This is a genomic window from Mesorhizobium kowhaii, assembly GCF_042431665.1.
GTDB lineage: Bacteria > Pseudomonadota > Alphaproteobacteria > Rhizobiales > Rhizobiaceae > Mesorhizobium > Mesorhizobium kowhaii.
The window spans coordinates 77,311-92,499 of the sequence record NZ_JBHLYT010000005.1 but is presented as its reverse complement, the minus strand read 5'-3'; the positions used below and the strand labels follow the sequence as shown (position 1 = coordinate 92,499).

The 15,189-nt window shown below is 63.9% G+C and carries 9 protein-coding genes; 7 read left to right on the top strand and 2 right to left on the bottom strand.

What is annotated here, in order from left to right:
- Nucleotides 1–66 precede the first annotated feature (66 nt).
- The gene (locus tag ACFFNA_RS03985; RefSeq protein ID WP_378915772.1) at nucleotides 67–4,134 is read right to left on the bottom strand and encodes a peptidoglycan-binding protein; all 4,068 of its coding nucleotides are present in this window, start codon (nucleotides 4,132–4,134) and stop codon (nucleotides 67–69) included.
- A 455-nt stretch (nucleotides 4,135–4,589) separates the two neighbouring features.
- Here ACFFNA_RS03985 and ACFFNA_RS03980 point away from each other — a divergent pair, with 455 nt between their 5' ends.
- The 7 genes from ACFFNA_RS03980 (at nucleotide 4,590) to ACFFNA_RS03950 (ending at nucleotide 13,409) form a co-directional block, all read left to right on the top strand.
- Nucleotides 4,590–5,051 carry a MerR family transcriptional regulator gene (locus ACFFNA_RS03980; RefSeq protein ID WP_095082335.1) on the top strand — a complete coding sequence of 154 codons (462 nt, stop codon included), beginning with the start codon at nucleotides 4,590–4,592 and terminating at the stop codon, nucleotides 5,049–5,051.
- A 275-nt stretch (nucleotides 5,052–5,326) separates the two neighbouring features.
- Nucleotides 5,327–7,117: an acyl-CoA dehydrogenase gene (locus ACFFNA_RS03975; RefSeq protein WP_111544638.1), complete on the top strand. Its 1,791-nt coding sequence runs from the start codon at nucleotides 5,327–5,329 to the stop codon at nucleotides 7,115–7,117.
- A gap of 50 nt (nucleotides 7,118–7,167) precedes the next feature.
- Nucleotides 7,168–8,340: an acyl-CoA dehydrogenase family protein gene (locus tag ACFFNA_RS03970; protein ID WP_378915769.1), complete on the top strand. Its 1,173-nt coding sequence runs from the start codon at nucleotides 7,168–7,170 to the stop codon at nucleotides 8,338–8,340.
- A gap of 31 nt (nucleotides 8,341–8,371) precedes the next feature.
- Nucleotides 8,372–9,580 carry an acetyl-CoA C-acetyltransferase gene (locus ACFFNA_RS03965; protein ID WP_378915767.1) on the top strand — a complete coding sequence of 403 codons (1,209 nt, stop codon included), beginning with the start codon at nucleotides 8,372–8,374 and terminating at the stop codon, nucleotides 9,578–9,580.
- Nucleotides 9,581–9,595: 15 nt separating this feature from the next.
- Nucleotides 9,596–11,815, top strand: coding sequence for a 3-hydroxyacyl-CoA dehydrogenase NAD-binding domain-containing protein (locus ACFFNA_RS03960; RefSeq protein ID WP_378915765.1), 2,220 nt, complete (start codon nucleotides 9,596–9,598; stop codon nucleotides 11,813–11,815).
- 82 nt (nucleotides 11,816–11,897) lie between these two features.
- A complete protein-coding gene (locus ACFFNA_RS03955) occupies nucleotides 11,898–12,548 on the top strand; it encodes a S24 family peptidase (protein WP_378915763.1) in 651 nt (216 codons plus the stop codon).
- A gap of 9 nt (nucleotides 12,549–12,557) precedes the next feature.
- A complete protein-coding gene (locus tag ACFFNA_RS03950; RefSeq protein WP_378915761.1) occupies nucleotides 12,558–13,409 on the top strand; it encodes a thermonuclease family protein in 852 nt (283 codons plus the stop codon).
- Here ACFFNA_RS03950 and ACFFNA_RS03945 read toward each other — a convergent pair.
- Nucleotides 13,375–15,021, bottom strand: a complete 1,647-nt coding sequence (locus ACFFNA_RS03945) for a lysine--tRNA ligase (RefSeq protein ID WP_111544631.1) — start codon at nucleotides 15,019–15,021, stop codon at nucleotides 13,375–13,377. The two genes, ACFFNA_RS03950 and ACFFNA_RS03945, sit on opposite strands and share 35 nt — an antisense overlap.
- Nucleotides 15,022–15,189: the final 168 nt, after the last annotated feature.

Genomic DNA, 15,189 nt, shown 5'->3' with positions numbered 1-15,189 from the left:
AAAACAACTCAATCAGTTAACAGGCAAATGTGTGGCAAGGGCGTCGTGGAAGCGACGCATCTGCCGTTATTTGCGCGCCAGCAGCGCCTTGACCAGTTTTTCATCGACCGTGCCGGTCGCCGGCAGCTTGTTATCGGTCTGGAAAGCCATGATGGCGGTCTTCGTCTTCTGGCCCATCTTGCCGTCGGCGTCGCCCGCATCGTAGCCATTCTTGTTGAGAATGCGCTGGATGTTCTGGACGGCCTTCTTCATGTCGACGCTGGCGGTCGTCTGCGGCGTGCCGTCCTGCCAGGATTCGGGAATGTCGACCGAATTGGCTGCCGCATCCAGCGACTTGGCCTTCCACAGTTCGGCTGCGGCGCGGGCGCGTTCGAGCTGCTCGGGCCGCATCGCATTGGCGATCTCGTCGCGCTTGGCCGCCGCATCCTTGTCGCCGGTCTTGGCGACGAGCGCGAACCATTTGTAGGATTCCTCGAGGTTCTGCTTCATGCCGACACCTTTGGCAGCGAGGATGCCGAGGTTGAACTGGCTGTCCTTGACGCCGACGTCTGCCGCCGCCTGGAACCAGTGCGCGGCCGACTCATTGTCGGTGACGCCATCCGCAGCCATGGCGAACAGCACGGCCAGATTGTGCATGGCGCTGGCGTTACCCTGCTCGGCGGCGAGCTGGTACCAGGTCTTCGCCTTCTTGATATCGCGCGCGACGCCAATGCCCTTCTCGAAGAAATTGCCGATGCGGTATTCGGCCGGCGCGAAGCCGAGTTCCGCCGACTTCTCGTACCATTTGGCGGCTGCCGCCATGTCTTCCTTGACGCCGCGCGACTCGGCGTAGCGCGAACCGACCTCGAACAACGCCTTGGCGTCGCCATTGCCGGCAGCATCGCGCAAGGCGACCGGGCCGACGTCGGTGGGAATGTCGAACTTGGCCGTCGCCGCCGCTGGCGAAGCGTCCGCCGGCGGAACCGCGCCAGTGGTGTCCTTGGCGGTGGTCGGTTCGGCCACATCAGGCTGGGTGCCGGTATCGGCATCGGTCGCTTCCGCGGCGACAGGAGCCGGACCAGCCAGGACCGCAGCAGCCGAAGCTGTCGTGTCGGACGCCACCGGGCTCGCATCGGCGGGCGTCGCCGAAGCAGCAGGCGCGGGAGCCGGCTCGGCTGTCGGCGCTGCATCCATCGACGGCTCGATGCCTGGCGGCGTGGCCATCGTGCCTTGCGCGGCCATGTCATCCTTGGCTGCCGGTTCGGACGGCTCGGCCTGTCTGACGGCACGGGCCGGCGCGCTTTCCACGGCCTGGGGCTGAATGTCCGTCTTCGGCTGGCTAGGGGCATCGACCGAGGCGGTTTGCACCGGTTGCGAGGCGGCGATCGGCGCGACGTCGTTGCTCGCCACCTGCGCGGGATCGGCGAAGAAGGCCTTGCCCAGCTGCAGGCCGGCAAGCGCCAGCATGATTGCGGCGGCCGCCATCAGGATCGGCTTGCGCCGCGCCTTGAGCAGGTCGCCGATCCGCAGCGCCTTCACCGGTCCGGTCATCGTTGACTGGCGCTTCAGGGCATCGGCTTCGGCGGCGGCGGCCTGCGCCGCGCGCCTGGCGGCGGCGATGAAGTCCGACTTGGCGGCATCAGTGGTGTCGCTGGGCTTGGCCGGCTGGCCCCGCTCGTCGCGCACGCGCTTCATGATGGCATTGAGGTCAGGCGCGCCGGAGCCGGGCTCCAGCGGCCGGTTGGCCATTTTCGGATCGAGCGGTTCGTCGAGGTCGACGCTCGGTGCCGGGGCAGTCGGCGCCGAGCCGGCCAGCGGCGGGATGTCCGCCTCCTTCTTGCCCTTGAATGCGCGTGCCAGCCCGCTGAACAGCGATTTGCGGCCGCCTGCCTGTTCGCTTTTCTCGGCGATCGTGTCGGAACTGAGAGCGGCCATGGCCGCGGCAGCGGCGGCCTCGGCCGGCGAGCGCGTGCCCAGGTCGCCACGCATACCCAGGTCGCCACGCGTACCCAGGTCGCTACGCGTACCCAGGTCGCCACGCATGCCCGGTTCATTTCGCGAACCCGGCTCATCACGCAGGATGGCGGCGGCGCGGCCATCGAGATCGGCCACGTCCCCGGTCAGCGGCATCGGCTGATCGATATCCATCGACGGCGCATCGACGGCCATCTTGGACCGCCGCGCGCCGCGCCGGCTGTTCGGTTCGACCACCGCCGCATCCAGGAGTTCGCTCACCGCCTCGACCGGTTCGCCGGGTTCCAGCGAACCCAGCCGATCGACGATCTTGAGCAACGTGTCGTGGATGGCTTCGAACGTTCTCGAATTGCGCTCGTCCGAGCGCCGCGTCAGCGTTTCGAGTGTCTTCAGATCCTGGGCGAGGCCGGAAACGGCCGTCGTGTTGGCGCTCGAACCGGCCAGCGAACGCACTGCGTTCTCGGCCGCTTCGCGCGCCGCGCCGAGGATGGAATCGCGGGTTCCCGCCAGCGACTTCTCGATCTCGTTGAGACGCGGGCTGATATCCTCGAATTCCGGCAGCGGCGTGCTGGGCCTTGAAAGGTGGGCGGACAGGCCGGCGACCTGTGCCTCCAGGCTGCGGATCAGCGCCGGATCGATGCCGGCCACCTGCGCGGCCGATGCATCCAGCCGGCTTGAAATGTCTTCGAGCCGGCTTTCCAGGCCGCGGATCGCCGCTTCGCCTGCGGGATCGGGAACACGCGTTTCCATGCGCTTGGCCAGCGCGGTGAAGCGGGCGTCGATGGCTTCCATGATGCCGGCGCTGTCGACTTGCGGCATGCGCTGGTCCAGCCTGTCGGCAACCTCGTCAAGCCGCCGCTCGAGATCGCGGAACAGCATGTTGCCCTGTTCGATGGCGTCACCCTGGCGACGTTCCATCATGCCCGACAGCACGTCGAAGCGTTGTTCCAGGCCATGGAAGATATAGTCGGCGTCAGGCATGGCAGGCGCCTGGTCGATCTTGTCGGCGATGAGCGCGATCTGCTTGGCCAGGCGCTCCATCGCCTGCTCGGGCAGGTTGGCGCGGCCGGCGAGATCGTCGACCCGGCTCGACAGCGTGCTCAGCCGATCCATGACCGCGTTGCCCGGGCGATCCTGCGCCACTTCCTCGATCTGCTGGGCAAGCGAGTCGATCCGCTTCTCGATGCGCTCGAAAGCCTCGTGGTCGAATGAATTGGCTTGCGCGGCGACCGTCGAGGCGACGATGGCGCGGGAAATCTCGTCCAGCCGCTCGTCGATCATGCCAAGCGTGTCGCTGCCGCGATTGTCCTGTTGGCTGGCGAAATGATCGACGGCGCCGGCAAGCGTGCGGACTTTTTCCTCGAGCGAGCGCAGCGACAGCGATTCCGGCAGGTTGTTGACGGCGTTGCTGATCTGCTCCAGCCGGTCGGTCAGCATCGACAGGCCAGGGTCGTCCGAGCGCTTGCGCTGGTCGGCGTCGACGCGATCCTCGAAGGCTGTCCAGCGGCGATCGAAATCGTCCCAGCGGCGGTCGACCTTCTGCACGCTCTCTTCGCGCGCCAGCGTGTCGAGCGCGGCTTTGACCTGCTCGAGTTCGAGCCGCAGCATGTTGACGCTTCTGTCGTCGCTCTTCTCGGCCAGTGTCTGGATGGCGCCGGAGAGCCGTTCGAATTCAAGGCCGAGTTCGGCGCTGCCCTTGGCCGAGGCGCCAGGCTTGGCGCTCGACTGGAAAGCCCGCTCGATGTCCTTGCGCAGCGCTTCGAATTCTCGCTGCAGCCCGGCCGTCATCTGGTGGCGCAGTTCCTCGCGCATGCCGCGCAACTCTCCCGCGATCTTGCCGACCATGGCAACGCCGTCTTCCTGGCCGCGCACGCGATCGATGTCGCGGGCGATGGCCTGGTAATTCTGCCCGAAAGCGGCGGCGGGCTGCATCGGGCTTTTCGGGCGCGGCGCCGGCTGCGGATCCTCGTACCAGCGCTGCTGGCTGGAGGGTTGGGCTGCTGGATAGCGCGCGTCGGCCCCGTATTGGCGGGGCTCCGGACGTGCCATCGGGTCCTCGCGCGTACGCTCCAGCCGCTGTTCCAGCGTTTCGAGGGAACGGTTCAACTGCTCGAGCGTGGTCTGCGACCTGCGCTGCCTGCCGGCGTTGAGTGTATCGAGGTAGGACCGCTTGCTATTCATCGGTGCGTCCGTCTTTCAGAATGGCTGGCTCGCGGCCAGATTCCCCCAAGTCCCTGTCGGAACGAGGCGACAGCGGCCATGCCGCGGTGGAAGACGAGCTTCCCGGGTTCTCACCCGCGCTCCGAAAAACCGTGAAAAATTCGATACAGGATAAACACGGGTGGCCGACGTGCCCACATTTCGCCCAACGTGGTAAACAACGCGTTAACCAAACTTAAGAAGTTGCAAGGATGTCGGATGCCGGCCTGACGGTGCGGCATAAAGCTCGTCGCGCAGAACGCCCTTGCGTCATGAGGCGGCTATCGGTATAGAATTGACGTAAACGTAAAAGACGCATCGAGCGTGCTGTTTGCGATTTGTTTGTTGAAACCACGACCGGAAGCAAGCCCCCGCTTCCAGTCAGGCGACGCACGGTCCAGGACCGCGACGCCACCAGACGGGGAAAGCCAGTGACCATGAAGCTTATCTCGGCCGGCGAGACCGCGGCCAATACCAACAATATGTCTGTCGAAACCGGCGAGGACCTTGTCCGCATCGGCGAGATGGCCAAGAAATATGGAGTGACGCTGCGCACGCTGCGTTTCTATGAAGACAAGGGCCTGCTTAACCCGCAGCGCGACGGTTCGACCCGTCTCTACACGCGCCGCGACAAGGCCCGGCTGAAGCTGATCCTGCTTGGCCGCAAGGTCGGGTTCTCGCTGCGCGACGTCAAGCAGATGATGGACCTCTACGATCCGACCGGCTCCAACACCAAGCAGCTGCGGCTGGCGCTGGACAAGTCGGAAAAGCAGCTTGCCCGCCTGCAGAAGCAGCGGGCGCTGATCGACGACGCCATCAACGAGCTGAGCGGCTCGATGTCGGCGGTGCGCCAGATGCTGGCCGAGCGTTCGGCGCCGCAGGCGAGCGTCGCGGGCTAAGTCATCCGCCGATTGTCTGACTATCAAGGCCGCGTGGCCCTGCCGCGCGGCTTTTCGTCGTCTTGGCCGCGCCCCAATGCAGCCTTTCGGCGCCAGCTTGTGCAACGCCGCGCCGCTACGTTCACCGCGCGGTGGGCGGGAAATCTTGTCGCATCGAAAAAATTGACGTTTACGCAAACGTCAATTTTTGCTATCCCGCTAGCAACATGGGTCCGCATGCCACCCTAGCTGACTTCGGGGGCTTTCGGATCAGGTCTGCAGGGTGGAGAAAAAGCATGCCGACATACAGGGCTCCGGTCCAGGATACGCTGTTCGTGCTCAACGAGGTGCTGGGCTATCAGCGCTATTCGAACCTTCCAGGATTTTCCGACGCCACGCCCGATGTTCTGGAGGCTATCCTCGCCGAAGGCGCCAAGCTCGCCGAAAACGTCATGCATCCGCTGAACCGTGTCGGCGACATGGAAGGCTGCGTGCGCCATGACGACGGCTCGGTGACGACGCCGAAAGGTTTCAAGGAGGCCTTCGACCAGTATCGTGAGGGTGGCTGGATGGGCCTGGCCGCACCGGTGGAGTTCGGCGGCCAGGGTCTGCCCTACGCCGTGCACACCGCCGTCGCCGAATATATGGTGTCGGCCAACATGTCGCTGATGATGTATCCGGGCCTGACGCAAGGCGCGATCGCGGCGATCATCACCCACGGCACCGACGAGCAGAAATCCAAATGGCTGCCGAAGATGGTTGAGGGCGCCTGGACCGGCACCATGAACCTGACCGAGCCGCATTGCGGTACCGATCTTGGCCTGCTGCGCACCAAGGCGGTGCCCAATGGCGATGGCACCTACAAGATTTCAGGCCAGAAGATCTTCATCTCGGCCGGCGAGCACGACATGTCGGACAACATCGTGCATCTGGTGCTGGCCCGCATCGAAGGCGCACCGGAAGGTGTCAAGGGCATCTCGCTGTTCATCGTGCCGAAGCTCAAGCTCGACGCATCGGGCAATCCGGGCAACAGGAACACTGTCTCCTGCGGCTCGATCGAGGAGAAGATGGGCATCCACGGCAATTCGACCTGCGTCATGAACTATGACGAGGCCGAAGGCACGCTGCTCGGCGAGGCCAATGGCGGCTTGAAGGCGATGTTCACGATGATGAACGAGGCGCGGCTTGGTGTCGGCCTGCAAGGGCTGTCGCTGTCGGAGATCGCCTACCAGAACGCCGTCGCTTACGCCAAGGACCGCTTGCAGGGCCGCTCGCTGTCGGGGCCGAAGGCGCCGGACAAGAAGGCCGACCCGATCATCGTCCATCCCGACATCCGCCGCAGCCTGATGACCATGAAGGCCTTCAACGAGGCCGGCCGCGCGCTGGCGCTGTGGACGGCGATCAAGTCCGACATCGCCCACCGCTCCGCTGACGACAAGGACCGCCAGGTCGCCGACGACTACACCGGCCTGATGACGCCGGTGGTCAAGGGCGTGCTGACCGACAAGGGGTTCGACCACGCCGTGATGGCGCAGCAGGTGTTCGGCGGTCATGGTTACATCGAAGAGCACGGCATGAGCCAGTTCGTGCGCGATGCCCGCATCGCCATGATCTATGAAGGCGCCAACGGCATCCAGGCGCTCGACCTCGTCGGCCGCAAGCTCGGTTTGAATGGCGGCCGCGCCGTGCAGGCCTTCTTCAAGGAGGTCGGCGAATTCTGCGAGGAAAACCGCTCCGACGAGAAGATGGCGCCGTTCACCAAGGCGCTGAAGAAGGGCCTCAACGATCTGCAGGCGGCGACCATGTGGCTGCTGCAGAACGGCATGGCCAAGCCCGACAATGCGGGTGCCGCCTCGACCGATTTCATGCATCTCTTCGGCCTTGTCGCGCTGGGCTACATGTGGGCGCAGATGGCCAAGGCAGCACTTGGCAAGACGGGCGCCAACGGCTCCCAGTCCTTCTACGACAACAAGGTTGTGACCGCGCGCTTCTTCATGGAGCGGATCATGCCGGAGACCGGCGCTCACCTCGCCCGCATTTCGAGCGGTGCCGATACGCTGATGGCTCTGCCGGCGGAAGCGTTCTAAGCTCGAACGCCGGCACCGCCGGCCTTGCCTGTCGATACGCGGAGGAAATCGTGGCGACAAATCCCGCCGAAGTGCTCTCTTTGCCGAAGCCCGCCTGGGCGGCGGATGAGGTCGGCATGCTCTACGACATGGCGCACCGCTTCATGTCGGAGGAGATCGCGCCGCGTTACGACGAATTCGAGAAGAACGAGATGGTCGACCGCGAGAGCTGGTTGAAGGCGGGTGCTGCCGGTCTGCTCTGCGCCTCGATGCCGGAGGAATATGGCGGCTCCGGCGGTACCTTCGCGCATGAGAGTGCCATCATCGAGGCCATCGGCCATGTCGGTGTCGATGGTTTCGGCATCGGCCTGCACAATTCGATCGTCGCCCCCTACGTCCTTCACTACGGTTCGGAAGAGCAGAAGAAGAAATGGCTGCCGAAGCTGGCGACCGGCGAACTGATCGGCGCCATCGCCATGACCGAGCCCGGTGCCGGCTCCGACCTGCAAGGCGTCAAGACGCGGGCGCAGAAGGATGGCAACCAGTACAAGATCAACGGCTCCAAGACCTTCATCACCAATGGCCAGCTTGCCAACTTCATCATCGTCGTCACCAAGACCGATCCGGAAAAGGGCGCCAAGGGCACCTCGCTGATCGTCGTCGAGACCGATGAGGTCGAAGGCTTCGAGCGTGGCCGCAACCTCGACAAGATCGGGCTGAAAGCCAACGACACCTCGGAACTGTTCTTCAACGATATGCGCGTGCCGACCTCCAACCTGCTCGGCCACGAGGAAGGGCAGGGCTTTGTCCAGCTGATGCAGCAATTGCCGCAAGAGCGGCTGCAGATCGGCACCGGCGCGATTGCCATGATCGAGCGGGCGCTGGCGCTGACCATCGACTACGTCAAGGAGCGCAAGGCGTTCGGCAAGGCGATCATCGATTTCCAGAACACCCAATTCAAGCTGGCCGAGCTCAAGACCGAAGCGACCATCGGCCGCGTCTTCTACAATGATTGCGTGACCCGCCACATCGCCGGTGGCCTCGATCCGGTGACCGCGTCGATGGCCAAATACTGGCTCAGCGACCTGCAGGGAAAAGTCGTCGACGAATGCCTTCAATTGCATGGCGGCTATGGCTACATGAATGAATATCCGATCGCCCGCATGTTCCGCGACGCTCGCGTCCAGCGCATCTACGGCGGCACCAACGAGATCATGAAATTGCTGATCGGACGTTCGCTCTGAGCTGCGTTCGATAAACCCAAGGAGCAAAAAAATGGCCGAAGCTTATGTCTATGATGCTGTGCGCACGCCGCGCGGCAAGGGCAGGAAGGACGGATCGCTGCACGAGGTGCCGGCGGTGCGGCTTGCCGCCAAGACGCTTGAGGCGTTGCGCGACCGCAATGGGCTCGACACCGGCAATATCGACGACATCATCTTCGGCTGCGTCGATCCGGTCGGCGAGGCGGGCTCGGTCATTCCGCGCGCCGCCGCCTTCGAGGCCGGCTACGACACCAAGGCGCCCGGAATGCAGATCTCGCGCTTCTGCGCGTCAGGCCTCGACGCCATCAATTTCGGCGCTGCCAAGATCGCGCAAGGCGCCGATGAGATCGTCATTGCCGGTGGCGTCGAATCCATGTCGCGCGTCGGCATGGGCGCCTCCGGCGGTGCCTGGTTCATGGATCCTTCGGTCGGCCTGCCCGGCTGGTTCGTGCCGCAAGGCATCTCGGCCGACCTGATTGCCACCAAATACGGCTTCTCCCGCGACGACGTCGATGCCTATGCGGTCGAGAGCCAGAAGCGCGCGGCAAAATCCTGGGCCGATGGCCGTTTCAAGAAGTCCGTCATTCCGATCAAGGACCAGAACGGCCTGACCATCCTCGACCATGACGAGCACATGCGTCCGTCAACCGACATGCAGTCGCTGGCCTCGCTCAACCCGTCCTTCGTCATGCCTGGCGAAATGGGTGGCTTCGATGCCGTCGCGGTGCAGAAGCATCCCGAGGTGGAAGAGGTCAACCACGTCCACCATGCCGGCAATTCGTCCGGCATCGTCGATGGCGCCGCCGCCGTGCTGCTCGGCTCGAAGAAGGCCGGCAAGGCGATGGGTATCAAGCCACGCGCCCGCATCCGCACCTTCGCCAACATCGGCTCCGAGCCGGTGCTGATGCTGACCGGTCCGGTCGACGTCACCGAGAAGCTGTTGAAGCGCGCCAAGATGAAGCTGTCCGATATCGACCTGTTCGAACTCAACGAGGCCTTCGCCTCGGTTGTGCTGCGCTACATGCAGGCCTTCGACATCGAGCACGACAAGATCAACGTCAATGGCGGCGCCATCGCCATGGGCCATCCGCTCGGCGCCACCGGCGCCATGATCTTCGGCACGGTGCTAGACGAACTCGAGCGCCGCGACCTCAACACCGCGCTGATAACGTTGTGCATCGGCGCTGGCATGGGCACCGCAACGATTATCGAACGCGTCTGATAGGGGAGAGAAATCATGACCTACACCAATTTCACCCTCGACATCGACGCCGACGGCATTGCGCTGGTCACCTGGGACATGCCTGGCCGGTCGATGAATGTCTTCACCGAAGAAGCGATGCTGGAGCTGAACGCCATCGTCGACAAAGTGGCCGGCGACGCCGCCATCAAGGGCTCGGTGATCACCTCCGGCAAGGATACATTCTCCGGCGGAGCCGACCTCACCATGCTGCAGAAGATGCTGGCCACCTTCGCCGCCGAAAAGGACAAGGATGTCGAAAAGGCGACCAAGGCGCTGTTCGACAATGCCGGCTATATGACCGGCCTGTTCCGCAAGCTGGAAACGTCGGGTAAGCCCTGGGTGTCGGCGATCAACGGCACCTGCATGGGCGGCGCCTTCGAATTGTCGCTCGCTTGCCACGGCCGTGTCGCCGCTGATAGCGACAAAGTCAGGATGGCGCTTCCCGAAGTGAAGATTGGCATCTTCCCGGGCGCCGGCGGCACCCAGCGGGTGCCGCGGCTGACCGATCAGCAGCAGGCGCTGCAGATGCTGACCTCCGGCCAGACGCTGTCGCCGCAGAAGGCCAAGTCGATGGGCCTGATCCATGAGATCGCTGAACCGGCCAAGCTGGTCGAAACCGCCAAGGCGATGATCAAGAACGGTCTGAAGCCGGTGGCGCCGTGGGACGAGAAGGGCTTCAAGCTGCCCGGCGGACCCATCTACTCAATGGCGGGCGCCAATCTGTGGCCGCCGGCCATCGCCATCCTGCGTCGCGAGACCTATGGCAACTATCCGGCCGCCGCCGCGATCCTGAAATGCGTCTATGAGGGCCTGCTGGTGCCGTTCGACACCGGCCTGCGCATCGAGCAGCGCTATTTCACCGAGATCATGCAGACCAAGGAAGCGGCGGCGATGATCCGCTCGCTGTTCGTGTCGCTGCAGGAACTGAACAAGGGCGCGCGCCGCCCGGCCGGCGTGCCGGAAACGAAGTTCAAGAAGATCGGCATTCTCGGCGCCGGCTTCATGGGCGCCGGCATCGCCTATGTCACCGCCAAGGCCGGTATTCCGGTCGTGCTGCTCGACCGCGACATGGAGTCGGCCGCCAAGGGCAAGGCGCATTCCGACAGCCTGGTCTCGGATCAGGTGAAGAAGGGCCGCGCCAAGCCCGAGGAGAAGGACAAACTGCTGTCGCTGATCACGCCGACGGCCGACTATGCCGATCTTGCCGGCTGCGACCTGGTGGTCGAAGCCGTGTTCGAGGATTCCGCTGTCAAGAAGAGCGCCACCGAACAGGCGGAAGCCGTGCTTAAAGCCTCGGCGATCTTCGCCTCCAACACCTCGACCATCCCGATTTCCTCGCTGGCCAAGAACTCGGCGCGGCCGAAGAATTTCATCGGCATCCATTTCTTCTCGCCGGTCGACAAGATGATGCTGGTCGAGATCATCCTGGGCAAGAAGACCGGCGACAAGGCGCTGGCCACGGCAATCGACTTCGTCCGCGCCATCAAGAAGACGCCGATCGTCGTCAACGACACGCGCGGCTTCTACGTCAACCGCTGCGTGCTGCGCTACATGTCGGAAGCCTACAAGATGCTGATAGAAGGCGTGCCGGCACCGATGATCGAGAATGCGGCGAAAGCCGCCGGCATGCCGGTCGGCCCGCTGGCTCTGACCGACGAAACGGCCATCGACCTCGCGCAAAAAATCATGAAGCAGACCATGCGCGATCTCGGCGACACCGCTGTCGACCAGAAGCAGATGGCGCTGATCAACACCATGGTCGACAACCATGGCCGCTTCGGCCGCAAGAACGGCAAGGGCTTTTACGACTATCCCGCCAAGCCGGCCAAGAAGAAGCTGTGGCCCGGCCTCAAGGATCTCTTCCCGCAGCTTGCGCCCGAGAAGGTCGATTATGAGGAATTGCAGCAGCGGCTGCTCGTCACCATAGCGCTGGAAGCGGCGCGGGTGATGGAAGAGGGTATCGTCACCGATCCGCGCGAGGCCGATGTCGGCTCGATCCTGGCCTTCGGCTTCGCGCCCTACACCGGCGGCGCGCTGTCCTATATCGACGGCATCGGCGTCAAGGCATTCGTCAAGATCGCCAAGAAACTGCAGAAGAAATACGGCGCCGAATTCAAGGCGCCCAGGCTGCTGCACGACATGGCCGAGAAGGACCAGACCTTCTACGAGCGCTTCGATCCCTACGCCAAGGGTGACGTGAAGCAGGCAGCGTAGGCCAGCCCTTAGACTGTGGACAAGATGGTGGCCCGGGGTTAGAACGGGGAAGGTATTTTTTCCTGTTTCGAGGAGAGCGAGATTGCTCTCGCATGACCGTGTCTGGGCTGCCATCGATGCTCTCGCCGAGCGCTATTCGCTGTCGGCTTCGGGCCTGGCCCGGCGCGCGGGGCTCGATTCGACCGCCTTCAACAAGTCGAAACGTCTGTCGTCGGATGGCCGGCCGCGCTGGCCTTCGACCGAATCGCTGGCCAAGATCATCGAGGCGACGGGCGCTTCGCTCGACGAATTCACCAGCCTGATCGAAGGCAGGGCCGGATCCGTCCAGGTCGCATCGGTCGCCCGCAGGCGCTCCGTGCCGTTGCTCGGCTTTGCCCAGGCCGGCGCCGGCGGCTTCTTCGACGATGCCGGCTTTCCGGCCGGGCAAGGCTGGGACCTGGTCGAATTGCCGGCGCAATCGACCGAGAGCTCCTATGCGCTGCAGGTGCAAGGTGATTCCATGTTGCCGCTTTACCGCAATGGCGACGTTCTCATCGTCGAGCCGGGCGCCATCACCCGCAAGGGCGATCGCGTCGTCGTCAAGACAACCGCCGGCGAAGTGATGGCCAAGGTGCTCGAGCGCCAGACCGTCAAGTCGATTGCACTGGTCTCGCTCAATCCCGATCATCCCAACCGCGACATTCCCATGCGCGATGTCGAATGGGTGGCGCGGATTGTCTGGGCAAGCCAATAGGTCCGGCAGGTGCGGCTCCCTCATCTTGCCCTGGCGGTTCTGATGGTCCCGGTGATGGCGGCCATGGTCGTCGCTGGCGGTCGCACTCTGAAGGGAAGTGAGAGCGTGATCACGGCGAATCAGGTTGATCCGGGCGCCGATGCGATCTCGCAGGAGGGCGCCGAGACGGTGCCCGGAGAGCCGGCCACATCTGCCATAGCCGCTCCGCAGCCGCCAAAGCCGGCGTCACATTCGAGGGCGATCGATCCCGAAATTGTCGCGCCACCGGAACTGCCTGCCGAGGGGCTTGAGCGTGTCGAGCCGCGCGCGCCGTTGAGCAAGATGGCGCTGGCCGTGCCGCCCAAGCCGAAAATGCCCGACGACTGGAACGGGACAAAGCTGTTCCAGCCGGTTACGCCGGCCGCCGGCCTGATCGACGCGAAGGGCTATTCGGTCGCGGTGTCCGGCATAGACATCGTCAGGCAGGACGAGACCTGTAGCGATGACGGCAAGTCCTGGCCGTGCGGCGTCCGGGCGCGGACGGCGTTTCGCGCCTTCCTGCGCGGCCGCGCGGTGGTCTGCACCGTGCCGCCCGAGGGTGGTCGCGACCTGATCGCCGCCGAATGCCGGATCGGCAAGCAGGATGTTGGCCAATGGCTGGTCGAAAACGGCTGGGCTCGGGCCGCCAAGGGTGGGCCCTATGTCGAGGCCGGCGACAAGGCACGCACGGCGAAAAAGGGTATTTTCGGATCGGCGCCGAACCTTGCCGGCATGCCGGCGATGCCGGCCGCACCGAACCCCGCGCCTCAGGCGCCGAGCTCGATCCTGGAAGAGGTCGACGGCGTGCTCAGGCCAGCTGACCAGCCAGCGCCCGCTCAATGAGCGCCCGCGTCTCGGCAATGCCATAGAGCGCGGCGAACGAGCCGAAGCGCGGGCCGCGCTCCTGGCCGATCAGCACCTGGTAGATCATCTGGAAGAAGGCACCCGATACGCCGGGGCCGCCCTCCGGGCTCTGCTTGGAATGATCCTGATAGCGTTCGATCCTGCGCGCGACGTTGAGCGAAGCGTTCTGGATCGCTTCGCCGTTGGCGTCAGCCGGCAGCGCGCCAAGCGCCGTGTCGAGGGCTGCCAGCGCCTCGCGCTCGACCTCGTCGGCGGGACGGAAGGTTTTCGTCGGCTTCACGAAATCGTCGAAATAGCGGATCGCATGGCCGACCAGCTGGTCGAGCTCGGGATGCGTCTTTGGCGTCACGCCTTGCGTATGGCGCGAAATGAAGCCCCACAGCACATCCTTGTTCTGCGCGTTGGAAGCGCTGACCAGGTTGAGCAGCAGCGAGAACGGCACCGGCATGTCGATGGCCGGCGGGTTGCCGTCATGCATATGCCAGACCGGGTTGCCCAGCCGCTCCTTCCAGTCCTGCCGGGGATAGGCTGCAAGGAAGGTGTAATACTCGTCCACGGCCCTCGGGATGACATCGAAATACAGCTTCTTGGCCTGCCGCGGCCGCTGGTACATATAGAGCCCGAGGCTTTCGGTCGGCGCATAGGTCAGCCACTCGTCGATGGTCAGCCCGTTGCCCTTCGACTTCGATATCTTCTGGCCGTTCTCGTCCAGGAACAGTTCATAGACGAAATGCTCCGGCGCGCGCCCACCCAGAATGTTGCAGATGCGGTCATAGACCACCGCATTGGTCTGGTGGTCCTTGCCGAACATCTCGAAATCGACGCCGAGCGCTGCCCAGCGCATGCCGAAATCCGGCTTCCATTGCAGCTTCACCCTGCCGCCGGTGATCGAAAGCGTGGTCTCGGTGCCCTCATCGTCGAATGTGATGGTGCCGGCCTTGGCGTCGACATGCTTCATCGGCACGTAAAGCACGCGGCCGCTTTTCGGCGAAATCGGCAGGAATGGGCTGTAGGTCGCCTGCCGCTCGGGTCCGAGCGTCGGCAGCATCACCGCCATGATCTGGTCATAGCGCTCGGCGGCACGCAGCAGCATCGCGTCGAAACGGCCCGACTTGTAATATTGCGTCGCGCTGGCGAACTCGTAGTCGAAGCCAAACGTGTCCAGGAAGCGGCAAAGCATCGCGTTGTTGTGATCGGCAAAGCTCGCATAGTCATCGCCGAACGGATTGGGCACCGACGACAGCGGCTTGTGCAAATGCGGCTCGAGCGCTGCGCGATCCGGCACGTTGTCGGGTATCTTGCGCATGCCGTCCATGTCGTCGGAAAAGCACAGCAGCTTGGTCGCAACCTTGTCCTGCGTCAGGACGCGAAAGGCATGCCGCACCATCGACGTGCGCGCCACCTCGCCGAACGTGCCGATATGCGGTAGGCCGGACGGTCCGTAGCCGGTCTCGAACAGGATTGTTTCGGGAAAGTCGGTGCCTTTGTAGCGCTCGATGATCTTTTTGGCTTCCTCGAACGGCCATGCCTTGCTTTCGGTCGCAGCCGCCAGCAGCTCGGGATTGAGATCGATGATGTTTGATCCCGCCATGTCACTGTTTTCCAAATCAGTCACTGTTTTCCAAATCAATCGCCGGCCCAATCAATCGAAGGCGGGGCCGGAGCAGGGCTTTTCAACCGGTCTCTAGGCGTGCATCGCCAGAGCGTCAACGCGTGCAGCGCTTTTTCCTTGCGGTGCAGATACCGCGTTCCTACCTTC